Raw genomic sequence first — 22,793 nt, 5'->3', positions numbered from 1 at the left:
CAGATTAACTAGTCATTCATAATGAAAATCGGTGCGTCTGAATGATTCGCTCGGTATTCGCCTTGGCCAATGGTGACATACTTATCCGTAATAACGTTTTCCACATAAGCACCTGCATTTATTTTTGTCCCCTGCATAATAATGCTATTTTTTACATGAGCACCTTCTTCAATGACAACATTTCTAAACACAATACTTTTTTCAACTGTTCCATTAATAACTGCACCACTTGCGATCATCGATTGCTTGACTAGTGCTTGTTTCTTATAGACAGTTGGATGATTATCTTTTGATTTTGTGAAAATTTGTTGGTCTTTATTTTTAAATAGTTCAAGTTGAACCTGACATTTCAACATGTCTTGTGAACATTCAAAATAAGCGTTTAAGGAATTAATGATTTTTACATACGATTCAACCTCATATCCCCTCACATCTAATTTAGACACGTTATCTTCAATAAGATCAATAAAGTCAATAACTCGTCGTTTATTTCCTTCCTCTAATATCTGATCAAATAATTCACGTTTTATCACTAGATGGTCAATAAACACTTCACCGTCTTCTCCACTTTCATTTTCGCGATTATAAATGTTAGTTATCCGGTCTTGGTCACGTTTAATCAAGATTTCTTTATTTAATATCTCGCCTTGATAGTCTTTTTTATATAACATCGTCACATCAGCATTGGTTTTTCGATGCGTTTCCATTACTTTATCCATATTGATATTAGAAACAATGTTACTACCGCTAATGATCACTTGATCTACATGAGGCGGAAGCTTTTTGAAAAATGGCATATTATCATAAAAGTCATCCAGAGCGATCCGACTAATTGAACCAATCTTAGCGCGCTTATCGCCTTGCAATAAAGTAAGATCATGACTCTTACGACTAAAGCTCCAATCTTGTCCTTGATTTAAATGATCAACTAACGAGCGATAATTATAAGATCCGATCACCCCAACATATAAATCTTCTGAGAAATTCACCAACTGACTAAGTGAAAAATCAATTAGACGATACTTACCACCAATTGGTATCGTATGGATACTTCGATTTCGAATCATTTGACCCAGATCTAAGTGATTTGAAGAATTAATGACAATCCCTACTGTTCGTTTCATGCTTACGCCCCCCTATACTATGTTCTTAATGTCACGTCACTGGAATCTAATGAGCCTATTGAAGTGTTCTCATCTATAATGAGCCCCTCACCTATAATGGCTTTTTCAATTACAGCACCTTTTTTTATCGTGACATTACCAAATATAATAGAATCCTTCACTGTGGCTCCTTCTTCAACGAATACATCATGCGCTAATATCGACTGATACACTGAACCCGCTATATAGGATCCATCTGCTACTAAACTTTTTTTCACGTAGCCAGTTTCAGCGATGAAGTGCGGCTCTCTGTTTGCATTATTTGAATAGACTCGTAAATAATTAGATGTTAAATCTAAATCATCACGATCTTCTAGTAATTCCATATTCGTTTTATAATAACTATCGACTGTACCGACATCGCGCCAATAATGATTAAACACATAGCTGTAAACTTTTTTTTGATCTGCAATCATTTTAGGGATCACATCTTTCCCAAAATCATGTGAACTTGACTCGTTTTGTCGATCTTCGGTTAATACGTCTTTTAAGACTGACCACTTAAAGACGTAAATCCCCATCGAAGCGAGATTGTTTTTAGCGTCTTCTGGTTTTTCTTCAAATTCTATAATTCGGTCATCATCATCCGTATTAACAATACCAAAACGATACGTCTCTTCCCACGGCACTTCCATCACACAAACCGTTAAATCCGCATCTTTCTCAATCATCTTTTCAATCATATAGGAATAGTTCATTTGATAAATATGATCACCTGATAAGATGACGACATATTCAGGATCATACATCTCAATAAACTCAAAGTTCTGATAAACTGCATCGGCAGTTCCTCGATACCACTCAGCATGGTCCTTTCGCATATAAGGCGGCAGTATATAAACACCTTGGTCAACCTTATCGAGTGCCCACGCGCCACCATTACCGATATACCGATTTAATAATAACGGCTTATACTGGGTCATCACGCCCACCGTATAAATTTCAGAGTGAAAACAATTGCTCAAACTAAAATCAATAATTCGATACTTACCCCCAAACATAACACCTGGTTTTGCATTATTAGACGTTAATTGCTCTAATCGACTTCCTTGGCCTCCAGCTAACAACATTGCAATTGTATTTGGCTTTTTCATTATGCAACCCTCTTTCTAGTTGGCTTTTTCTTTTTGTCTTACCATGCGGTCGATGCAAATAAAATGATCACACTGCGATACGCTAACTCTATTGTATGTTCTACAACAGGCATATCACTTATATCACAAAAACATTCCTCCCCCTCTCCTTTATCTGTATTAACGGCTAAATGCCATTTCAAATGATTCGGTAACATCGGGAGTTCAACGGTATGTGATTCCCAATGGGCATTAATCGCAATATATGCTAAATCATCTTCTGTATCTTCTAAGTTTCGGCCTGCTAACATCACACCGATAACCCTCTCTTCTTCCCAATCACTTAAATACCATGGTTTAATACCATGTTTAGAAAAATGCGGAACCCCACATTTAGCTTGCTTGGTTCTACGACGTAGAATGGGGTGTTTTTTTCTTAAACGAATCATTTTTTTATAGAAGGTAAACATATCTTGATTTTCTTCAAGTAGCGACCAGTTCAACCAAGAAATATCATTATCTTGACAATATGCATTGTTATTTCCAAATTGTGTGTTGCAAAATTCATCTCCTGATAAAATCATAGGCGTTCCCCTACTTGCCATCAGCACGGTCATGGCATTTTTCATCATTCGATTTCTTAACTTTATGACATGTTGATCGTCTGTAGGCCCTTCATGACCACAATTCCATGACAAATTATGATTCTCACCATCTGTGTTGTCCCAACCATTATCCCAATTGTGCTTATCGTTGTAACTATACAAATCATTTAATGTGAAACCGTCATGACACGTTATGAAATTGACAGAAGGATTTGTATGTCTAAGATCCGGTGGGTATAAATCAATTGAACCCGCAATCCGATCACACGCCGTATGCGCAAAACCCGCATCACCCTTTAAGAATGCTCTTAAATCATCCCGATACTTACCATTCCACTCAGAAAAACGATTCCAGTCAGGAAAAGAACCAACTTGATACAGCCCTCCTGCATCCCACGCTTCAGCAATTAATTTCACTTTCGCTAAAACCGGATCATAAGCTAAGTTTTGTAAAAGAGGGGGATTGTTCATAGGTGTTCCGTCTTCGTTACGTCCTAGAATAGAAGCTAAATCAAATCGAAAGCCATCAACACGATACTCGATCACCCAATGCCTTAAACAATCCAGGATCATGCGCCTTACAATCGGATGATTACAATTTAATGTGTTGCCACAGCCACTAAAATTAAAGTACTGTCCATCAGGCGTTAGCATGTAATAAACACTGTTATCAAAGCCTTTTAGATTTATATGTGGGCCTTGTTCATTTCCTTCTGCTGTATGATTGAATACAACATCTAAGATGACTTCAATTCCGTGATCATGTAATTTTTTTATTACTTTTTTGAGTTCCGTTCCTTCTCGGTTATATTCACTATTTGATGTGTAGCCTGTGTTCGGTGCAAAGAAGCTAACAGGATTATATCCCCAATAATCATAAAGACGTCGTCCATTATGAACACGCATCCCACTCATTTCATCAAATTCAAAAATGGGCATGAGTTCAATCGCATTCACACCTAACTCTTTGAGATAAGGGATTTTTTCTTCAATCGCATGGTATGTTCCAGGGTTTTCAACATTTGAACTGGGGTGCTTTGTAAACCCGCGTACATGCATTTCATAAATAATCAAGTCTTCCATCGGGATGTCTGGTGACTGATTTTCTTCCCAGTCCATATTACTGGAAACAACACGAGCCCGATATGTCATACCGTATGAAGGCTTAACCCCCCACTCACTTTGACCACTTACAGCCTTTGCATAAGGATCTAATAAATAGTTTGTATGATCAAACACTAATCCCGCTTCAGGGGCATACGGACCATCAACGACATATGCATACTCAAATTCCTCAATATCTAGATCAAATACAATCATTGAATACACATTACCGACTCGATAACTTTTAGGAAAAGGAATTTTTGCATACGGCTGTTCAGCGGCTCGTTTAAATAATACAAGCTCAAAAGAAGTTGCATGTTGAGAATGAACGGTGAAATTGACACCATTAGGTAAAACCGTTGTTCCATATTCATCAAAAAAACCTGGACGTATATCAAAACCATTCGAGTGATCTTGTGGTGTTAAATTTTTAATGTATTCTTTGGAAAACAGTTGATATTTAGGATAATTACGACTGAATTTTTTTGACATTTAATCAAACCTTTCCGAAATTCGGTTTATCTTTTTGATTGTTTTTGTTTTAATATCATGCCAGTCGTTCCAGGAATTGAAAGTTCAATAGAATGTTTCTTCCCATGAAGTGGAATAGGTTCAGATTTTATATAACGGATTCTTTCTGGTTTATACGGTGGTTGATCAGATTGAATCACAACTCGGTAATCCCCTGGTGCAGGAACGCCTATTCTGAACGCATCATAGTGAATGGGTGTGAAATTTAATAAGATAATGAGCTTTTCCTCATCTTCACCTTGTCGTATATAACTAAAAATGCTCTGATCAGAATTATCTGCATCTAACCATTCAAAACCACTCGATTCAAAATCTTTACTATATAACGCATTTTCTCGTAAATACAGTTTATTTAATTGTTGCATGAAGCTTTGATGATCTTGGTGGTTCGGATAATCCAATAAAAACCATTCTATGGGTTCGTAATAGCGCCACTCAATAAATTGAGCAATTTCATTGCCCATAAAGTTCAATTTTTTACCAGGGTGCGTATATTGATATAACATCATCAGTCTTAATGTTCTAAACTTTTCTTCATAAGACCCGAAGCATTTTTCAATGAGAGACTTTTTACCATGTACAACCTCATCATGACTGAACGGGAGTAAAAAGTTTTCACTATGAGCATAATGCATGGAAAATGTAATTTTATTGTGGCTTCCTTTTCTAAATAAAGGATCTAACGCCACATAATCTAACGTGTCATTCATCCAACCCATCTTCCATTTCAAATTAAAACCAAGTCCTCCCACATCAACTGGATGTGTCACTTGAGGCCAACTTGAGGATTCTTCCGCTGCCATAATTGCAAATGGATATTTTTCAAAAATGATCGTATTCAATTCTTTTAAAAATTCAATGCCATCTAAATCTTCAGATGATCCATGCCTGTTTTTATACGGTTCACCTTCAAGTCCAAAGTTCAAATAAAGCATTGATGTCACACCATCAACCCTTAAACCATCAATATGAAAATGTTCAAAAAAGAATAACGCATTTGAGATAAGAAAGTTTCGAACTTCACTTTTATAAAAGTTGAATTTTTTCGTTCCCCAATTTGGATGATCAATATCACCATACAATTCAGTTCCATCAAAGTACATTAACCCTTGTTCATCTCGACAAAAGTGACCAGGCACCCAGTCAAAAATGACGCCGATCTGATTTTGGTGACATTGATCAATTAAATACTTCAAGTCATCGGGTGTTCCGTAACGACTTGTGATACTATAATACCCTGTTACTTGATACCCCCAAGACCCATCAAATGGGTGCTCCATTAGAGGCATGATTTCAATATAGTTGTAATGCATTTTCTTTAAGTATGGAATCAACTGATCAGCAAGTTCCCGGTAGTTGTAGAAACTAGATGGATCAACTGATTTAAAATACTCATCATCAAAGTGACCTGTTTTTTTCATATTCCAAGACCCTAAATGAACTTCGTATATATTGACAGGTTCTTTTAACGGCTCAAATGATTGACGATTTTCAAGCCATTTAGCATCATGCCAACCGTAGTCAAATGGATTTGCAATGACTGATGATGTATTAGGGCGTACTTCTGAAGAAAACGCATATGGATCTGCTTTATAAAGGACTCGCCCATCTGGCAAAAACAATTTGTATTTATAAACATCCCCTTCACTTACATTGGGAATAAATAATTGCCAATCGCCTGTTTCCTCAATTAATTTCATAGCATGAGCGTGATCGTCCCAGTCATTAAAAGAACCCACAACTGAAACCTGAACAGCATTCGGTGCCCAAACTAAAAAGCGCACGCCAAACTTACCATCAGATTCCACCATGTGGGCTCCGTAATTCATATAACTATTATATTTTTTACCTATGTGATACGATTCCAATTCTTTAATCAATTGAGTATTATTCATTATCCTTCCCCTCTCATCGTACGAAGAACTTTAGATACTTTACATACTAAAAAGTTTACTGAATTTTCTGACTACATTTAAAATAAAACAAAAGTCGCCTTCTTTCTTTGAAGAAGACGACTTATAAAACTTACAAGGATCTTTTATTTTTTATTACCTCTATGCATACTATGATAACTTATTCAGAATAAAAATACTAGTACTTAAACATGTTTTGAACACATTTTGAAATATGAAATCTATGGCTACAGGGAGGTAATTTATAAATTTGTTAAAGAAGTAGAATAGTTTTTCGTGCATTTTATTTTTAATAGATTTTTAAAACCAAACTTTATCAATATATAACTTTAAAATATAACACTATATATTGATTATATATTTAATTATACACAATATATAGTTTTATATCTTTGCAATTGCATATATATTGTGTTATTTTTTAATCAAGCACAATATATAGTGTTTATAATTAATAATAAAGAGGTGGTAATATGGGTAGGAAAAAAGTTTCAGTTATTCACGAAAATGAAACTGGAAGAAATAAAGAATTTCGTGATAATTATAGGAAAACAAACATGTCAAAAAACGAATTTGTCAGTGAAATAAGGTCAGGCAAATATGACAACTATCATATTAGAAATATAAACGGTGTAGACACTCCCGTATCAAACCCAGATAAGTCAAAAAATAATAATTTAGGTTAATAATAATTCGAAACACTATCACTATTGTGCTACTCATTTTATTTTGATTCTACAAAAAATATTTCAAAAGAATATTTAGATACATCTTAAATTCATTTTAATTATAAATTCTGTTATATATGCTTAAGCATTATTACTTATAGTAAGAATAAAGTATAAAACTATTAACGACTTTTTGATCTACAATTGGTTAAAGAATTAATACGCGAATTACGATAATATTCCAAAATAAATTTCGAGGTTTCTCACTAACTGATTTACTCACACCGGTTAGAGGTTTACTAAACACTATGTAGAAATAACAATAACAACGATGACAATGTTTCTTGATTCTTGTAACTAGTTGTGTGAAGTTGAATAAAAACAAAAGTTTTTGCTTAAACATTTTTAATACTATAACTAAACATTTATCTTCGGTGTTAGTTTACACAAAAGTTTGTACTAGTATCACATTTTGTGCAGACTATGAAATCATTATTTTTTAATTTTTATCTTATTTTCTATAAAAAAGTAAGTTACATAAACTATTAAAATTATTTTTGATATATAAGTAAACAAAACTTCATAATTTAAATTTTTTATCCGATATAAACTAAGGTGATATAATGAAAAGAGACTTTAATCAAGCTAAGAACGTTTTTAAATATTTAGAAGGTAGATACGGTAAAATAAAAAAGCATTCTATGAATGACGATATAACTTTGGCAAAAGATATGTCATCAAACCATTCTTTGGAAGAGCTATATATGATCAAACGTAGAATACAAGCACATTTATCTCATAATGGTGAGAATGACTATATAAATAATCATTTACAACCATCTATGTTAAGCTATTTTGTTGCACTTTCAACTTTTTCAATATCAGCTGTAACCCTTGGTTGGAATTGGTTACAAATACTTGCTGAACAAAACATTCAGTTGAACCTAGATGATTTAGAACACGAGGAAGCTAATGAAATCTTAAGAATGATAGACCCTTCTTCATTATTTTCTGTTGCAGGCACAGTAATTATAGTTTTATTTACACTTCTATTTTTCTTTGGATTTACAGTTTACTCTATCAAAAGTAAAAAAGTATTAAGAAATGCCCACTATGAAATTCTTGTTATAGAAGCTATAACAATTTCCGAAAAAAATAAAAATGGATGAAAATCTGATTTCTAGGAGACTCAAATAAACTCTTAATAAAGATATCTGGGAGAGATATCTTTATTAATTGAATTAAAAACCATTGTAAGCGTCAAGTAAAAATGGGTTCTTACGCAATTTTGGGGACAAGGGTTATTTAAAACAGGGTATAGTATAGTGAAAGGGGTGATTGTTATGCTTCATTCTATCACGAAACTTGACCCTCATATTCACGTTGTATCAATATCAGAAGAAACCGATATTATTCATGTTGTGGCATTTATAGAATCAAAAAGCGCCACATGCCCGCATTGCCATCAGAAAAGTTGTCGCGCGCATAGTCATTACACAAGGGTGATTGATGATTTACCTATTCAAAATAAAGCGGTAAGGATTTATCTAAGAAGTAAAAAATGGTTTTGTACCAACACGTCTTGTGAAAGTAAAGTATTCACTGAACGTTATGATTGGTTACTTCCGTCTAAACAACGAACGGTTCGATTAGAAAACACTTTACGTGATATAGCTTTCGTCAATAATTGTATAAAAGGTGCCCAATTGAGTAAAAAACTCGGGATGCCAACGAGTCATGATACGTTGCTTCGGATTATTTATCAATCGAACATCGAACCTTCGGTTCGTCCCTTTTGTCGGGATCGATGACTTTGCTTGGAGGAAAGGTCATCGTTATGGTGTGCTGATTTGTGATGGTCTCACACACCAACCCGTTGATGTCTTGCCAGATCGAGAGAAAGAAACCTTAGAAAATTGGTTTAAAGAACACACAATGATTATAAAAGTGACACGTGATCGTTACAGGCGTTTTAAAGAAGTGTTAGATGGCATTTCATCTATTACACAAATCCACGATCGCTTTCACCTCATACAAAATTTATGGACATTACATGATAACGTACTGAGAAAACTGTTACCTAATCGTATAAAGAAAGATATGCAGGAAAACATATCAACACCACAAGAGATATCATTAACTAAAAGTGAAAAAGCTCGAGTAGAAAATGCTAATAAAAAATGGGAGCAGGCTTGTCATATAAAAGAATTGAAAAAAGAAGGTTATTCTCTTCAGAAAATTAGCGACATTGTGAACATAGACAGACGAACGGTTAAGAAATACGTTGAGATGACAGAACCACCATCTCTCAAGCGCACAAAACGCCCAAAACCTTTAGATGCTTTTCAACAAGAGGTTATACAGTGTGAGACCGACGGTCTCACCATTAGTGCAATGTATCATAAATTAAAAGAAAAAGATTATACCGGAACCTATGGTGCTTTAAAATGTTATGTTGCGAGTGTACGTAAAAAGAAAAAGGCTGGCCAAACGTTACAGCCTGATAGCTATTACGATAGAAAAAAAGTTAGAAAAATATTATGGCAAAATGATTTAGAAGATGAGAAGAAAAGGGAAATAATGAATGAGATACTAACGAAATATCCTAAGCTTAGACCGTTCTATGCGTTCATCACAAGTTTTCGACAAGCACTAAAGGACAGAGATATGCATGAGTTTCGCGAACTCATTTTATATGAGAAAGATCGACATGATCCATTAACCACACACTTCATTTCAAGACTATTATCTGATTTCTCACCTACTTTAAATGCTATAGAACTTGATGAAAACAATGGCTTCCTAGAAGGTCAAGTTAATCGTTTGAAAACTATTAAACGCATGTTGTATGGAAGAGCAAGTTTCCCTCTCTTACGTCTAAGAATTCTCTATCAACCATAATTTTTAAAAAAATAGACTAACCTATACTCATAGATGCATATATTATCCCCAAAAATGCGTAAGAACCTACTTTAGTTTAGCAGTTACAACCATCTTTATTGGTTACGTTGCAACAAGTTATTTCTAACTTTTTACGTATATTTACTTACAGTTTATACATAGATCTATATCCTGTGACCCCAAAAATTTCCCCGTTTACTTATAAACGAATCATTTCCCTTGAATGATTCAGATTCATGTATCCTATGGCTCAAGAGAAGGTAAACGATCATGCTAGGGTAATTACGCTTAACCACTTCATACTCGTCAGTATTGAATTAACTACACTATAATAACATTTTCCAATAAATCAAATTCATTTTTATATGATATAAACTAAGAAATTTAAAAATTGCCGCAAATAAATCAACACTTTGCAATAATCCCCATTAATTAATTTCCTTTCAAAAAAAGGTTCTAAGTCAAATGTTGGGGTGAGCTAACGCTCACTTCTTATTTTTTTGCAATTCGGATCTTCACATCTTTATATTGATGATGTAATAAAACTTTTAATCGAAACCGATCAAACCGTCCAAAACCAAAGGCATTATGCAAATCAAAAGCGAAGCTATTTAAAATCTCTTTTTGCCAATTGTGAAAGGTTGAAATAGCTCTCTCAAATTCAACAACCCCTGACGCTCTGACAAGATCGTAAAACCTATATAATGTGTCTTTGATCTCCCCTAAACCTTCTTGGCCACAGGTCTTCGCTACTTCAAACCATTGTCTATATCCCTCTTTCAACTGATAAGCTCTTTCAAGATAATCTGATTTATGAAGGTAGTGCTCTAAATACCAGTGTTGTTTATCCGTTAGTTTTTCTTGATGCTTATAAAAAACATGACGCATTCGTTTACACTTTTTTCGGTCATACGCATCAAACGAATGTTAAACATGCCTTCTTACCTGTTCTAAAGCCCAGTATATATAGCGACAGAAATGAAATCGACCCGCCACACCTTTAAAAATGTTTGGCATGAATCAGTTCGATTGATAACGCTTGATTAAACTCAACAGATTGTCGCTGATTACGCGCGACGAGCGTATTATCTTCATAAAATTGTTTTTGACACGTTGCCTCTTTACAGATATAACAGCGCTTTCGATAAAACAAGTGTGTATCTCTTCCGAAAGCTTGCGTGTGTTGAATCTTTTGCATGCGATAATTATGCACTGTCTGGGGCATTTGATGGCATTTAGAACAGCTGTGAGGCTGTCTTTCCAGCTCCACATGGAGGTGATAGATACCCTCTTTTTGATAAGCCTTTGTCACGATGACCCCTTCTAATCCTGGTAAAGTGATGTTAGAATACATCGTACACACAACTCCTTTTTGTTGGTTTTTGTTCGTCTAAACAAATCATAACAAATAAGGAGCTTGCGTGCTTTTTTATGTCATCGTGTGATGACAACGAGACGCCTGCGGGAACAGCACGAGCCGAAAATCCACTTAGGAAAGTGCATTGCTTTCCTAAGTTAGTTGAGGCCGTGCCCGCGGCAAGCGAGTGGTCAATCACACGCACGCTTTTTATAAAAGCAGCGTGCCCGATTGTATCTTCTCCCCAACATATATTTTAGAGCCCAAAAAAAGCCGTCCCCCAAAATGGAGAACGCCTTTAAAAGGAAATACTGTATTGATTTTCGTTAAATTAGTATCACAAATAGTATCACGAAATTTAAAATGCTGTCACACCAACACTTTATTATGTATTGGTGGAGACGGTGGGAGTCGAACCCACGTCCAGAGATATCGCCACTCAAGCTTCTACGTGTGTAGTCGGTTTATTCGTGTTTCGCGAACCAATCTGCCAACCAACAGGCGTCCTTAGTCGCTAGTCTGATTAGTCTCTTCTAACATCCTCAGACGGTGGAGGTTAGCGTATCCCACTTCATTTGAGACCCTAAATCTTAGCACATGGGCGATGCTAAGCAGGATCCTTTAGCAAGCTTATGCAGCTGCTAAAGAGAAATTGTTTTCTTTGCCAGTTATTATTGGCGGGTAACGTTTAACGAGCCGTAACCTCGACACGCAGCTTGAGCTCAATCTATCCCTGTCGAATCCGTAACGTCCCCATCGTTAAAATGGGACAAAACGTCACAGGCTCAAGGATTGATCATTGAGCATCATATAGTGTTTTGTCTACTTCATTTATTATAACAAATTTAAAGATTTTTTCAAGTCAGCACCCTTATTTAAATGCTTCCTTGACGGCTCTATCCATATCACGGTTCGCTTGTTTTCGTTTCAAGTCTTCACGTTTGTCATATTTTTTCTTACCTTTACCTAAGCCGATTAACACTTTTGCCATGCCGTTTTTAATATACACTTTTAATGGAACGAGTGAGTAACCTGCTTGTTGCGTTTCACCGATCAATTTATTAATTTCTTTTTTGTGAAGCAACAATTTTCGTGTTCGCGTCGGCTCATGGTTGAAGCGGTTACCTTGTTCATAGGGTGAAATATGCATGTTGTGTAAATAGACTTCGCCACGTTCAACACGAGCAAAGCTATCTTTCATGTTAATGCGTCCAGCTCGAATCGATTTGATTTCAGTCCCTTGAAGAACGAGCCCAGCTTCATAGGTTTCTTCGATTAAAAAATCATGTCTTGCTTTTTTATTTTGTGCGACGGCTTTACCGTTACCTTTAGGCATAAAATCCCCTCCTACTTGTGCCTTTATAGTTTAACAGGTTCATTTATAGAAAACAATTGAGGACTTAAGAGTTGAATCTAGAAAAACAAATAAGGTAAAATGTTTTTGGAAATAAAGGGGGACATTTACTTGACGATACGCGTATTAACTATAGATGATTTAGCGCATTACAAACAGATGCAAACGGGTCTTGAGACCGATTATATGATTGATATATTCGAACGATTAACGACACCGCCTCATAATCAAATATACGGATTCTTTATTGATAATCAGTTAGTAGCGACGGCTGGTTACACTCTTTATCCTGGTGGTTACGCCATGTTAGGGCGTCTGAGAAGTGACGTACGTTTTCGTGGGAGAGGGTATGCAACGTCTTTATTAACACATATCATTCAACACTTAAAAAATCAACCACACATCTCATTTTTAGGCGGCTATACTAATCTTCACAACACAAGTGCTAGACAAGTCTTAAATAAACTAAACTTCAATCCAATCCAAACGTTTTATAGCTTTCCACTCATCAATCGAGATAAGCTAGGTGCAACGAGTGGGCCTATTTGGAATGAAGTCACAGATTTAAATACAAAACGTCGTATTCTAAATGAACTCTCAAGTGAAGGTACGATGAGCATTTATCCATATGAATGTTATTATCCATTTCCTTTTACAGATGAGTTGTTACCAGATGATAAGTTGAAGGTGACACGTTTCTTTCATAATCCTGACGTCACACGGTGGCTCTTGATCGATGATGATTATAAGCGAGAGGCTTACGGGCATGTTCGTTATTTTTGGGATGATTACTTTACTCAACCTGGGCTATTTGAGACCGTTGATCATTACTTAGCTCAATCAGATCAACCACGTAAAGCATGGTTTAACTTCACGCCCGATGCTTATCAGAAAATACCGGATCTAGATGCCTTTGAAACATCAGATGGATGGATACTTTACGGTTACAACACATAATCCAGCATTCATTCTTAAGCAAAAAGCCCTCAATCTTATGAGGGCTTTTTGACGTTTCAGGATTTCTTTTTATTTTTCGCTTTTGGTGGAGCGACTTTTCCTTTTTTCTTGCCTTTATTTTTCTTTTTGCCCTTGTCTTTTTTCTTTCCTTTTTCTTTTTTCGGCTTATGATTAGATTGATTTGTGTTCGGCTTTCGTCGTGCTTGTTTTTTCATGCCAACCACTTCAAAATCAACGGCTTGTTCTTCTAAATTGACTCCAGAAACGCGGATTGTGATCGCATCACCCATCCGAAACACTTGAGCCGTTCTTTCACCGATCATCGCATGGCTTTTCTCATCAAATTTATAGTAGTCATCTGTTAATTCACTAACGTGCACAAGCCCTTCAACCGTATTTTCTAATTCAACAAAAATACCAAAGCCTGTTACAGAACTAATCACACCATCAAACTCTTCACCGACTTTGTCTTGCATGTATTCGGCTTTTTTCAAGTCGTCTGTCTCACGTTCAGCATCGACTGCCACACGTTCTCTTTCTGAGGTGTGTTTTGCGATTTCAGGTAATTGACTGCTCCATTTATTCTGTGTTGCTTTATCCAGTTTTTTATTGATCAAGTACGTCCGGATTAATCGATGAACAATTAAATCTGGATACCGTCTGATTGGAGATGTGAAATGGGTATAGAAGTCCGTCGCCAGACCAAAGTGACCGACACTTTCCGGGTCATACTTCGCTTGTTTCATCGACCTAAGCATTAACTTAGAAATGACCATTTCCTCTTGTTCACCTTTCACCTCATCAAGTACTTGTTGCAGGGCTTGAGGGTGAACATCATTCGCAACACCTTTTACATTCAAGCCAAATTGTCCAACAAACTCGAAAAACGTTTGCAGACGTTCTTCATCTGGATCTTCATGAATCCGATGAATAAACGGTACATCTAACCAGTGGAAATGCTCAGCGATCGTTTCATTTGCTGCGAGCATAAACTCTTCAATAAGCCGTTCAGCAACCGAACGTTCTCTTAATACAACATCTTGAGCATGACCATTTTCATCAACTTTAACTGCCGCTTCTTTAAAATCAAAATCAATCGCGCCGCGATCAAAGCGTTTCTTACGAAGGGTTTCGGCTAGTCCTTCCATTTCTTCAAACATCGGAACTAATTCAGCATATTGATTTCTTACCGTTTCTGATTGATCGACTAAAATTTGATTTACTTCACGATACGTCATTCTCGCTTTAGAATGAATAACAGCTTGGAAAATATCATGACTGACAACATCACCTTCTGTCGTGATCTCCATTTCACATCCTAATGTTAAACGATCCACATTAGGGTTTAATGAACAAATACCATTTGATAAACGGTGTGGAATCATCGGAATAACGCGATCGACTAAGTAAACACTCGTTCCCCTTTCGAATGCTTCCTCGTCGATCGGTGTCCCTTCTTCAACATAATAGGACACATCCGCGATATAGACCCCTAATTTATAATGACCATTATCTAGTTTTTCTACTAAGACAGCATCATCTAAGTCTTTTGCGTCTGCACCGTCAATTGTAATAATAGGTTTATCCCTTAAGTCACGACGATTGTTTAACTCATCTGGGTCAATATGATCTGGTACGTTCTTGGCTTGTTCAAGTACTTCATCAGGAAAGTCGACTGTAATCCCGTGTTTATGGATTATTGAAATAATATCCATTCCCGGGTCGTTCTTATGACCTAAAATTTCAATAACATGTCCTTCAGCAGACATAGCGCCTTCTGGAAACTTCGTGATTTCAACAATCACTTTATGTCCAGTCACTGCACCCAACGTATCGTTTTTCTTAATAAAGATATCATTAGGGATTCGTTTATCATCCGCAACGACAAACCCAAAACTCCCTTTATCTTCAAACGTTCCAATAATTCGCGTCGTATTACGGGTTAACACACGCTCAACGACCCCTTCAAGACGCTTATCTCCAACTGATTCTGTCTCGATTCGAACAAACACTTCATCGTTGTTCATAGCCCCGTTTAAATCGTTTGGATTGATATACACATCGGACGTACCTTCGTCCTCTGGTAATAAAAATGCAAATCCTTTTTTATGCATTTGGATTCGACCCTTTATTAGACCAATTCGATTCGGTAATGCATAACGGTTTTTCCGTGTTAAAATCAATTGTCCGTTATCTTCTAACGCATTTAATGTTTTAATCAATGCCTTAAAATTCTCAGGGTCTTCAAAATCAATATTGATGTTATCCTTAATTTCATCTACTTTAACTGGCTTTTGTGCTTCATCCGTAATATAACTAAGTACGAGCTCATCTAAATTTTCCATACGTCTTCACCTTCTTTCTTTCATTAATATGGACTAATCCCAATTCAACGATTCTAAAAATTGATAAATCGTTTCATGAACGTCCTCTTTTTTAGGACCGAGTGTAATAGCATGACCTGCTTCATCAAACCACTCGAGTGATTTTTGATCACATTCAACATGATCGTAGATATACTGTGCGCTGCTTGTATCAATCATCACATCATCTGTCGCTTGGATCACACACGTTGGCGTGTAAATATGATCAAGTTGTTCACGTACATCCTTAATCAATTGACCTAAGTCTTCAAATAATGGTTGCGCATCAGCAACTAATTGGTTCACTTCAGAATCAATTTGTTCTGAGCTTTTGCCTTCGCGTTTTTTATACTCCGTTGAGAAATAACGGAAACCTTTGGTGAGTTGATCTTGGTTATTAAAGAACATAGGTGAACACATAGGTGACACGCCGACAACAGGTTCATTCAATGAAAGCTTTAATCCTAATACACCACCTAATGATAATCCTACGACAGCTATCTTTTTATAGCCTTCATCTTTTAATTGCCGATATGCATCCAAGCAATCGTTAAACCAAGCATCATAACCTCCCTCAACGAGATCTTCTGGTGCTTTCCCGTGACCACGATAGATTGGGGCTAAAGATGTATAACCCTTCTTTTGTAAAAAACGACCTAGCATCCGAACATCTGCACTGTGTCCGGTAAACCCATGTAATAGTAATACCGCTCTTTCGCCTTCTTTAAACATAAACGGTTTTGGTGTTTGTTGATTCATTTCATTCGTCCTTTCTGCACTCTCTATACAACCTTGCTCATTTTTCTTGATCGTATAATTTTTACCTAATCATACCAAAATTAAAACAAGACTGCACATTAAGAGCCTCTAATGTTTAAAAAACCCTCCCTAGTCATCTTTACTGACTAAAGAGGGTTTACATTTATATGATATACGCTAATGAAAAGGTTAAAACAAAGAATAAAACAGCGACAACGATCGTTGCCTTTTGTAAGACAGCGTCTAGTCCTCTTGCTTTTTTCTTCCCAAATAATTGCTCAGCACCACCTGAAATGGCTCCTGATAAACCTTGACTTTTTCCAGACTGTAAAACAATAAGTGTAATTAATGCAATTGAAACGATGATTAATAATGTTATCGCAACACCTTCCATAGTTGCGTCACCTCCTAAGCGAACTTAAACCTATTTGAACATAAAGACTCTATTCAAACACTACTACTAATTTAGCATACATCTATTTGCAACTGCAAGTTTATTTTCAAGCAATCATAAAAAGGCTTACACAAAAACGAAATGATTGTTTTTGATTGAAAATGATTGATTTGTGTATCGTTTTCGATTATGCTTATTAATAAGCGTTATCATACTGAAAGTCGATCAAAGGAGGTACTCATGTTAACAGCTAAACGTCACGACATCATTATACAACAATTAAAGAAAAAGCACTTAGTGACTGTCAATGAATTGATTGAATTAACGGACGCATCACCTGCAACGATCCGACGTGATTTGACTGATTTAGAAGAGAAAGGGTTATTAAACCGTGTACATGGCGGCGCATCTCTACCTCAGCCGATACAACATGAATATTCATATTCTGAAAAGGAACACAAACAAACAGAGGCCAAAAAAAGGATTGCTGAATTAGCGAGTTCAATTGTTCAACATCAACATTGCATTTACTTAGATGCAGGAAGTACAACATACGAAATGATTCCCTATTTAAAGGATAAGAACGTAACTGTTGTCACAAATGGGTTAAATATTGTGACTCGACTTAATCAATATGCTATTGAAGCTTATTTAATTGGTGGCAAAGTTAAATCAAAAACACAGGCTCTTATTGGCGCAAATGCGATCAAAACGCTTGATTCATTTTATTTTGATGCTGTTTTTATCGGTACAAATGCGATTGATCTTATAAATGGCTATCAAACCCCAGACCCTGAAGAAGCTGCCATTAAAAACAAAGCTCTTAAAAAAAGTAAAAAGGCATATATTGTCGCCGATCAGTCGAAACTAAAACAAAATAGCTTTGCTAAAATTGCTTCATTAAATGAAGCAACGTTAATTATTGATGAGATTGATCAATCGGATTTAACTCAATTAAAAGAGAATACAAATGTATTGGTGGTGGAATCATGATCTACACATGCACCCTTAACCCTTCTGTTGACTACATTTTACACGTTGATCAATTAAATGAAGGAAAGCTAAACCGCGGATCCTCACCTGCCTACTATCCGGGCGGAAAAGGTGTGAATGTCTCAAGAATACTAAACAGACTCGATACAAAAAATACGGCCATTGGATTTGTCGGTGGGTTTACCGGAACGTTTATTACTGATGCTTTAGAAGCAGAAGGTGTTGAGACGCAATTTATCAAAACAGATTATCCAACCCGTATTAATTTAAAACTGAAATCACATGTTGAAACCGAGATTAATGGTCCTGGTGGTCAGATTCACGATTTAGTACTTGACCAATTAAAGAAGCAAATAAAACAAATGACATCAGATGATACGCTGGTTTTAGCCGGGAGTTTACCTAAATCCGTTCCCTCTAATTTGTATGTTGAACTTGCTCAACAGGCGCAAGTTCGTGGTGTTCGAGTGATAGCCGATACATCGAGTGACTCACTCAAGGCATTATTAGGTGTTCCTTTATTTTTAGTGAAACCTAATCAAGATGAATTAGCTGAATTATTTGATGTTAAAATCGATTCAGTTGAGAAAGCTATTGAGTATGGGAAAAGGTTACAAGAAAAAGGTGCTGAGCATGTTTTAATCTCAATGGGTTCTATCGGTGCAGTCTATATCAATGATAAGCAAGTAATGATCGCAAAAGCACCCAAAGGAGAAGTGATCAATACCGTCGGAGCAGGAGATTCCACAGTCGCAGGTTTCCTGGCAGGATTAAACAAGAATTCATCGACAAAAGAAGCATTTCGATTCGCTGTAGCATCCGGTAGCGCCACTGCTTTTAAAGAAGATCTAGCCGAAAAAAAAGATGTGGAAGCGCTACTTCACACGTTTGACATTAAAGAAAGCGATATCTAAAACATTTAACGTGATTATTATCTAGTGGACTTATCAAACAATAGGTGGTATGGTAATGGTTGCGTATACTGGAAGTAGGTGTAGTTTTTTCACTTAAGCAAAGGAAAAAAACAACACATCTTTTTACGTTGTTTTTTATCATAATACTTGAAATATCAGTACAAAACAAAGTAAAATTAACTTGTGGTATACTGAAAAAATATAATCAAATATTCTTAGGAGGTTTTTTAAAATGGCAGCTGAAAAAACAGTAACAATTACAGATTCAACAGGTGTACACGCAAGACCCGCAACGGTGCTTGTAAACAAAGCAGGTAACTTTGCTTCAGACGTTACCGTGGAATACAATGGTAAGTCAGTTAACTTGAAATCAATCATGGGTGTTATGTCTCTAGGTATCCCTAAAGATGCTGAAATTAAAATCGTTGCTGAAGGTTCTGACGAAGCAGAAGCAATCGATGCAATCTATGAAGTAATTAAACAAGAAGGCTTAGGAGAGTAATTCTCTATGACAAACTTAACAGGAATTGCTGCATCTAACGGTGTAGCAATTGCTAAAGCTTATACACTTGAAACACCCGATCTTTCTTTTGAGACAAAGAAAGTCGACGACACTCAAGCAGAAGTTAAGCGTTTAAATGATGCTCTTGATGTATCAAAAAATGAACTAGAGAAGATCAAAGAAAATGCTCGTAAAACTTTAGGTGAAGAGCATGCTGAAATCTTTTCAGCTCACCTGCTTGTATTAAGTGATCCAGAATTAATTACACCTATGGAAGATAAGATCAATAATGAAAGCGTTAATGCTGAGGCAGCGCTTGATGAAACAGCTAACATGTTCATCACGATGTTTGAAGGTATGGATAACGCCTATATGCGTGAACGTGCAGCTGACATCAAAGACGTTACGAAACGTGTAATGGCCCACTTACTAGGGGCTTCTTTCCCTGATCCTGCGCTTATTGATGAAAAGGTCGTCATTATTGCAGAGGATTTAACACCTTCTGATACGGCTCAATTGAATAAACAATTTGTTCAAGGTTTTACCACTAATATTGGTGGCCGTACTTCTCACTCAGCTATTATGGCACGTTCTTTAGAAATTCCTGCTGTTGTAGGAACGAAAACTGTTACTAAAGACGTTAAAGATGGCGATATGGTTATCGTTGATGGTATTGATGGACACGTGATCATTAATCCAAGTGACGAAGAGATTACAACTTATGAGCAAAAGCAAGATGATTTTGAAAAACAAAAAGAAATTTGGGCACAATTAAAAGACGAACCTACTGTTTCTAAAGAAGGCGAGCATGTTGAATTAGTTGCTAACATTGGTACACCAGAAGATGTTGAAGGTGTTATTAACAATGGTGGCGAAGGTGTCGGTTTATACCGTACTGAATTCCTCTATATGGGTAAAAGTGATTTCCCAACAGAAGAAGAACAATTCGATGCTTATAAAGCCGTTCTTGAACAAATGGAGGACAAGCCGGTTGTCGTGCGTACACTTGATATCGGTGGCGACAAAGAGTTAAGCTATCTTGACTTACCTGATGAGATGAATCCATTCTTAGGTTTCCGTGCAATCCGTCTGTGCTTAGAGCGTGATGATATTTTCCGTACGCAATTGCGTGCTCTCTTGCGTGCAAGTACTTACGGTAACTTGAAGATCATGTTCCCTATGATTGCTACTTTGAATGAATTCAGAGAAGCAAAATCTATCTTACTTGAAGAAAAAGACAAGTTAAAAGAAGAAGGTCATGACGTTTCAGATGATATCGAAGTTGGTATCATGGTTGAGATCCCTTCAACAGCCGTTATTGCTCGTCAATTCGCTAAAGAAGTTGATTTCTTCAGTATCGGAACGAACGATTTAATTCAATACACAATGGCTGCAGATCGTATGAATGAACAAGTTTCTTACCTTTACCAACCGTACCACCCTGCTATTTTAAATCTCGTAAATAACGTGATTGAAGCAGCTCACGCTGAAGGCAAATGGGCAGGTATGTGTGGTGAGATGGCTGGCGATTCAATCGCTATTCCAATCTTACTTGGTCTAGGACTTGATGAATTTAGTATGAGCGCAACATCAATTCTTCCAGCACGTACACAGATTAAAGATCTGTCGAAAGAAGAACTTGCTTCATACAAAGACGAAATTCTTAGCATGTCAACTGCTGAAGAAGTCGAAGCATTTGTACGTGAAAAAACAGACCAATAATGATTAAACCCTCTCGTTCACTTTTAAATGAATGAGAGGGTTTTTGTTCAATTATAGGACATATCTTAATGGATCTCTAAATAATCAAGGTGTATATCCCACGTATCATTATCGCTCGTCACAATTAATTCAATTTCCTGATGTCCTGTTCCATGCCTTACATTTTCAATGGTATAGGTAGCCGGATGCTCATCTCCATAATAGAAGGTTCCTTTGTACTCTCCACCTATCATCAGATCTACACTCGCTAAATTAGGGCCATCAGAAGCGCCTCTTAACGAGAACGTATGCGTATCATTAGCAAAGTACTGCGTATAAGAAGCTGAGTCACCATTAGCATACAAAGTCACACCATCAAATGGATGGTACGAGCGACTTGCATAAGGACCACCAAGTGTCATAGATTCTGCTTCAACTCTCGTTGGGCCTGAACCACTAGAACCACCTGATCCACTTTCATTAATGCTTAAAACATTGCGGTAAACATTAGCTTGTCCACTGCTTTGATAACCTTCAATCGTTAACGCTGCTTCATATAGATTCCCTAAAGGCATACCGTGCTGCTCCCAAGCTCTAAAGTGTTCACTAACTGAGATCGTTCCACTCGTGCGTTTATCTCGTCTTACACTCCAATATTGCTGGAAGGTTTGTGTTCCTCTAATTGACGGTTGATTAACACGTGTTGTTTCATAAATGTCATAGGTTCCGCCATCAACTTGCACTGTACCTTTAGAATTTGCACCAGGTGGTCGCCATGTTCCCCAGCTATCCACAATATAGTACTCCACTAACGGATCGACACTCCAACCGTAAACTGTTAAATAGGAATTCCCATTAGGCTGGTAATTGACTCCATAATCAATTGAAATATCACCGATCTGTTGATGCGTTCTCGTCTCATCAAACCGTTGCCCTTTTCTGAATAAAATGTTATTAACGTTACTCCATTCAGCACTAAAGGTTCCACCATTGCCGAGCGTCATTGACCCAGATCCACCACTGTCTTTCCAAAACTCATAATCATATCCACCGTGCGTACCGAGTTCATTGCTAGTAACTGCTGCAAAAACACTTGTTGTTGCTAATAAACTAATGAAACAAATAGCCATCAACGCATACTTTGTTTTCCTTAACAACGTCATTTTTACAAACCTCCGTTAAATTTTTTAACTAAGTTTGATCATGATGTTTTACAGCTGTAGCAATCATCGCTCCCTTAACCCGACTATTTAATAAGCACCTCTTTCCTTGTCAATATTTGGTTTTATACGTATAGATTAACAGTATTTTGAAATTATACAACCCTAAAAACTATAGATCTTTTCGACATAGAAAAAGGGTTCTAAGTCAAATGTTGGGGTGAGCTAACGCTCACTCCTTATTTTTTTATGCAATTCGGATCTTCACATCTTTATATTGATGATGCAATAAAACTTTTAATCGAAACCGATCAAACCGGCCAAAACCAAAGGCATTACGCTTAATAACCTTGGTTTGGTTGTTAATGCCTTCAACATAGC

At 36.5% G+C, this 22,793-nt stretch carries 19 protein-coding genes, 1 other RNA gene and 1 pseudogene; 9 read left to right on the top strand and 12 right to left on the bottom strand.

Annotated elements, in window-relative coordinates; genetic code table 11:
- Nucleotides 1-8 precede the first annotated feature (8 nt).
- The 4 genes from glgD to glgB are packed head-to-tail and all read right to left on the bottom strand — an operon-like array spanning nt 9 to nt 6,371.
- Nucleotides 9-1,124, bottom strand: coding sequence for a glucose-1-phosphate adenylyltransferase subunit GlgD (glgD, locus tag BLR62_RS08420; protein ID WP_090795782.1), 1,116 nt, complete (start codon nt 1,122-1,124; stop codon nt 9-11).
- A gap of 17 nt (nt 1,125-1,141) precedes the next feature.
- The gene (locus tag BLR62_RS08415; RefSeq protein ID WP_090795779.1) at nt 1,142-2,257 is read right to left on the bottom strand and encodes a glucose-1-phosphate adenylyltransferase; all 1,116 of its coding nucleotides are present in this window, start codon (nt 2,255-2,257) and stop codon (nt 1,142-1,144) included.
- 38 nt (nt 2,258-2,295) lie between these two features.
- On the bottom strand, nt 2,296-4,437 hold the full coding sequence (gene glgX / locus BLR62_RS08410) for a glycogen debranching protein GlgX (RefSeq protein ID WP_090795778.1): 2,142 nt from the start codon (nt 4,435-4,437) through the stop codon (nt 2,296-2,298).
- A gap of 26 nt (nt 4,438-4,463) precedes the next feature.
- Nucleotides 4,464-6,371 (bottom strand): 1,4-alpha-glucan branching protein GlgB, encoded by a 1,908-nt coding sequence (gene glgB / locus BLR62_RS08405; RefSeq protein WP_090795775.1) that lies wholly within the window; start codon nt 6,369-6,371, stop codon nt 4,464-4,466.
- Nucleotides 6,372-6,862: 491 nt separating this feature from the next.
- Here glgB and BLR62_RS08400 point away from each other — a divergent pair, with 491 nt between their 5' ends.
- The 4 genes from BLR62_RS08400 to BLR62_RS08385 all read left to right on the top strand — a co-directional run bounded on the left by BLR62_RS08400 (nt 6,863) and on the right by BLR62_RS08385 (nt 9,958).
- Complete coding sequence (locus BLR62_RS08400) at nt 6,863-7,075, top strand: hypothetical protein (RefSeq protein ID WP_090795772.1); 213 nt, start codon at nt 6,863-6,865, stop codon at nt 7,073-7,075.
- 605 nt (nt 7,076-7,680) lie between these two features.
- Nucleotides 7,681-8,226: a hypothetical protein gene (locus BLR62_RS08395; protein WP_090795770.1), complete on the top strand. Its 546-nt coding sequence runs from the start codon at nt 7,681-7,683 to the stop codon at nt 8,224-8,226.
- A 174-nt stretch (nt 8,227-8,400) separates the two neighbouring features.
- Nucleotides 8,401-8,868: a transposase family protein gene (locus tag BLR62_RS08390; RefSeq protein ID WP_090795768.1), complete on the top strand. Its 468-nt coding sequence runs from the start codon at nt 8,401-8,403 to the stop codon at nt 8,866-8,868.
- Entirely contained in the window at nt 8,795-9,958 is a 1,164-nt protein-coding gene (locus BLR62_RS08385) for a transposase (RefSeq protein WP_090795765.1), read from the top strand. Before BLR62_RS08390 ends, BLR62_RS08385 begins: the two co-directional genes overlap by 74 nt.
- Before the next feature lie 492 nt (nt 9,959-10,450).
- Here BLR62_RS08385 and BLR62_RS08380 read toward each other — a convergent pair.
- The 3 genes and pseudogenes from BLR62_RS08380 to smpB all read right to left on the bottom strand — a co-directional run bounded on the left by BLR62_RS08380 (nt 10,451) and on the right by smpB (nt 12,651).
- A pseudogene (locus BLR62_RS08380) lies at nt 10,451-11,312 on the bottom strand (transposase).
- A gap of 396 nt (nt 11,313-11,708) precedes the next feature.
- Nucleotides 11,709-12,070: a transfer-messenger RNA gene (ssrA, locus tag BLR62_RS08375) on the bottom strand.
- A 116-nt stretch (nt 12,071-12,186) separates the two neighbouring features.
- A complete protein-coding gene (smpB, locus tag BLR62_RS08370; RefSeq protein ID WP_090795762.1) occupies nt 12,187-12,651 on the bottom strand; it encodes an SsrA-binding protein SmpB in 465 nt (154 codons plus the stop codon).
- Nucleotides 12,652-12,780: 129 nt separating this feature from the next.
- Here smpB and BLR62_RS08365 point away from each other — a divergent pair, with 129 nt between their 5' ends.
- Nucleotides 12,781-13,626, top strand: a complete 846-nt coding sequence (locus BLR62_RS08365; protein WP_176759259.1) for a GNAT family N-acetyltransferase — start codon at nt 12,781-12,783, stop codon at nt 13,624-13,626.
- A gap of 56 nt (nt 13,627-13,682) precedes the next feature.
- On the opposite strand, the gene rnr is transcribed toward BLR62_RS08365, so the two are convergent.
- The 3 genes from rnr to secG form a co-directional block, all read right to left on the bottom strand.
- Nucleotides 13,683-15,971 carry a ribonuclease R gene (gene rnr / locus BLR62_RS08360; protein ID WP_090795757.1) on the bottom strand — a complete coding sequence of 763 codons (2,289 nt, stop codon included), beginning with the start codon at nt 15,969-15,971 and terminating at the stop codon, nt 13,683-13,685.
- Nucleotides 15,972-16,004: 33 nt separating this feature from the next.
- Nucleotides 16,005-16,748 (bottom strand): alpha/beta hydrolase, encoded by a 744-nt coding sequence (locus BLR62_RS08355; protein ID WP_090795755.1) that lies wholly within the window; start codon nt 16,746-16,748, stop codon nt 16,005-16,007.
- A gap of 163 nt (nt 16,749-16,911) precedes the next feature.
- A complete protein-coding gene (secG, locus tag BLR62_RS08350) occupies nt 16,912-17,142 on the bottom strand; it encodes a preprotein translocase subunit SecG (protein WP_090795753.1) in 231 nt (76 codons plus the stop codon).
- A gap of 240 nt (nt 17,143-17,382) precedes the next feature.
- Here secG and BLR62_RS08345 point away from each other — a divergent pair, with 240 nt between their 5' ends.
- The 4 genes from BLR62_RS08345 to ptsP all read left to right on the top strand — a co-directional run bounded on the left by BLR62_RS08345 (nt 17,383) and on the right by ptsP (nt 21,273).
- Complete coding sequence (locus BLR62_RS08345) at nt 17,383-18,135, top strand: DeoR/GlpR family DNA-binding transcription regulator (RefSeq protein ID WP_090795751.1); 753 nt, start codon at nt 17,383-17,385, stop codon at nt 18,133-18,135.
- Entirely contained in the window at nt 18,132-19,049 is a 918-nt protein-coding gene (gene pfkB / locus BLR62_RS08340; RefSeq protein ID WP_090795749.1) for a 1-phosphofructokinase, read from the top strand. Before BLR62_RS08345 ends, pfkB begins: the two co-directional genes overlap by 4 nt.
- 232 nt (nt 19,050-19,281) lie before the next feature.
- The gene (locus BLR62_RS08330) at nt 19,282-19,551 is read left to right on the top strand and encodes a phosphocarrier protein HPr (protein ID WP_090795745.1); all 270 of its coding nucleotides are present in this window, start codon (nt 19,282-19,284) and stop codon (nt 19,549-19,551) included.
- 6 nt (nt 19,552-19,557) lie between these two features.
- Nucleotides 19,558-21,273, top strand: coding sequence for a phosphoenolpyruvate--protein phosphotransferase (gene ptsP / locus BLR62_RS08325; protein ID WP_090795744.1), 1,716 nt, complete (start codon nt 19,558-19,560; stop codon nt 21,271-21,273).
- 65 nt (nt 21,274-21,338) lie between these two features.
- Here the strand turns inward: ptsP and BLR62_RS08320 are convergent, their stop codons facing one another.
- Together BLR62_RS08320 and BLR62_RS08315 are read right to left on the bottom strand one after the other, a co-directional pair.
- Complete coding sequence (locus BLR62_RS08320) at nt 21,339-22,415, bottom strand: glycoside hydrolase family 11 protein (RefSeq protein WP_090795741.1); 1,077 nt, start codon at nt 22,413-22,415, stop codon at nt 21,339-21,341.
- 244 nt (nt 22,416-22,659) lie between these two features.
- Nucleotides 22,660-22,793 (bottom strand): transposase (locus BLR62_RS08315; RefSeq protein WP_143008368.1); only part of this gene is annotated, 134 nt, incomplete at its 5' end.

Origin of the sequence: Pelagirhabdus alkalitolerans (assembly GCF_900096905.1) — a bacterium.
Lineage (GTDB): Bacteria > Bacillota > Bacilli > Bacillales > Amphibacillaceae > Pelagirhabdus > Pelagirhabdus alkalitolerans.
Note: the sequence above shows the minus strand (reverse complement) of the source record. Positions and strands in the feature narration are given on the sequence as shown.